At 65.9% G+C, this 2,372-nt stretch carries 2 protein-coding genes; one reads left to right on the top strand and one right to left on the bottom strand.

Going from position 1 to position 2,372, the window contains the following annotated elements; all coding sequences use genetic code 11:
- Positions 1–36 precede the first annotated feature (36 nt).
- On the bottom strand, positions 37–582 hold the full coding sequence (locus ACNPM4_RS12670; RefSeq protein ID WP_036302868.1) for a helix-turn-helix domain-containing protein: 546 nt from the start codon (positions 580–582) through the stop codon (positions 37–39).
- 176 nt (positions 583–758) lie between these two features.
- On the opposite strand from ACNPM4_RS12670, the gene ACNPM4_RS12665 reads away from it, so the two are divergent.
- Complete coding sequence (locus tag ACNPM4_RS12665) at positions 759–2,357, top strand: ABC transporter substrate-binding protein (protein ID WP_448985923.1); 1,599 nt, start codon at positions 759–761, stop codon at positions 2,355–2,357.
- The last annotated feature ends 15 nt before the right edge of the window (positions 2,358–2,372 follow it).

The following is a 2,372-nucleotide window of genomic DNA, read 5'->3' as shown; positions in this document are numbered from 1 at the left end:
TTCGTTTCCCGGATGACGGTGGTCGCGCCGGGGATGTCAGGGGGACGGGGGAGTGACCGAGACGACGATCGAGGTCATCGCGTCACTGGCGTTGATGTAGCGATGCGGCTGGCGGGAGTCGAAGGTGATCGACTCGCTGCCCACGATGATGTACGTCTGCCCCGCGATCTCGACGGTGAGTTCCCCGCTGATGACGAAGACGCACTCGGTCGACGGGTGGCCCCAGGGGTGTGCGGAGCTCGCGGCCCCCGGGGGGATGTCGGCGGTGAGGACTTCGAGGTCGCCGCGTCCCGGCGTCAGTCGCTCGTAGACGAAGCCCGCGTCGGATCCGCTGAGTCGATGCCGGGCGCCCGGCCGGCTGACGGACACGTTGGGGGCATCCGGATCGCTGAACAGCGTGGCGATCGAGGCTTCGAACACCTGGGCGAGCTTGCGCAGCGAACCGAGACTCGGGTCGGCCGAGCCGCTCTCGATCTGGCTGAGCATGCTGACCGAGAGGCCGGACAGGTCGGAGAGCTGCCGCAGGGTGAGACCCTTTGCGGCCCTGAGGGATTTGAGGCGTTCGCCGAGCACGTGATTCATCGATCCTTTCGATCGAACGGATGACTGTTGCATGTTCGATTTCAATGTGATTGTATCTTTTAATCGGATTGAAAATCTCGATCAGATTGAAATCCGTTCCCCCGAACGCGCGAGCAACCGGATCAACTTCCCAGAACTCTACTGCGTCCTGCCCCCTGATCACAGGAAGATCGACGATGACTTCATCCTTCGCGAAACCCCTCGCACTGGCCTCATCTCTCGCCGTCGCCGCACTCGTGCTCGCCGGTTGTTCAGCTTCATCGAACAATGCAGCCTCGGGCGGCGGTGGGACCCTCACGGTCGACACCTCGTTCGTGCTGAAGACCCTCGACCCGGGACTCGTCTACGAGCAGACCGGCAACATCATCGTGCACGCGCTGTACGACACGCTCGTGACGTACGAGGGCTCCGACGTCACCACTGTCGTGCCGGAACTCGCCAGCGAGTGGGTGCAGTCCGACGACGGCACGACCTGGACCTTCACGTTGAACCCGGACGCCACGTTCGCCGACGGCTCCGCGGTGACCGCGGAGGACGTCGTGTTCAGCCTCACGCGCCTGCAGAACCTCAAGGGGTCCTCCTCCCAGACCGTCGAGGGGCTGACCTTCGCCGCGGACGGTGACGACACCGTCGTCGTGACCAGCCCGACCCCGAACCCGAACGTCCCGGTCGTCCTCGCGATGCCCGCGGCGAGCATCCTGAACGCCGAGGAGGCGGAGAAGCTCGGCGCGACCGACGCGGCCGATGCAGCCTCCGCGGACACGATCGGCACGCAGCTCGACGAGGTCAGCCTCGGTTCCGGTCCGTACAAGATCAAGAGCTACGACTCGAGCTCGAAGGTCGTGCTCGAGGTGAACGAGGACTACTGGGGCGACGCCCCGGCCTACTCGCGCGTGGTCGTGCAGAACGTCGACGTCCAGAACCAGAAGCTCACGATCTCGCGCGCAAAGGCAGACGAGATCGCCCTGGATCTCTCCGGTCCACAGGCGGCCGAGCTCTCTGACGACCTCCAGGTCTCCGGGGTCGCCGACACCTCCTACTTCCTCAGCGTGAACCAGGATCCCGCCGTCTCGGAGATCACCTCCAACCCGGCGTTCCTCGCGGCGCTGCGTGCCAGCGTCGACGGTGCGGGGATCGCCGAGATCTTCGGTGAGGGCGCGACGGCCGCGGCCGGGCTCGTCCCGCCCGCATTCGGCGGCGCGCTCGACGAGTCCGAGGTGCAGCCGCAGGACATCGAGAAGGCGAAGTCGCTGCTCGAGGAGGCGGGCATCCCCGCGCCGAAGGTGAACCTGGTGTATCCGGCGATCACCTATCGTGGCGTCGACCTCGGCACCATCGTCACGAAGGTGCAGCAGGACGCGAAGAAGGCCGGAATCGAGATCGAACTCCAGCCCGAGCCGATCAACGTCTTCCTGCAGTCGCAGTCCGAGGGCAAGAACGAGATCAACTTCTCGCCGAACAGCCTGAACTACCCGGCCGCGGACTCGCTCGTGAACAACATGGCACCCGGCGCCTCGACCTCGACCCGCGCGGGATGGACCGTGGAGCGCGCAGATCCGCGCGCCGTCGAGGCCAGCGACGCCGTGAACGCCGAGGTGACGCCGGAAGGCCGTGCCGAGGCGATGATCGCCTGGCAGAAGGTCATGAACGAGACTTCGCCCTTCGTAGTCCTCGCGAACAACGCCGGCATCGTCGTCGCCACCTCGAACCTGGTCGGTGCGTCTTACACGCCGGCAGGCTGGACGGTCGACCTCGCGGCCATCTCCGCGAAGTAGTCCGCCGCGGTCGGC

The organism is Microbacterium umsixpiens (assembly GCF_053543675.1).
This window is presented reverse-complemented; position numbering and strand designations above follow the sequence as displayed.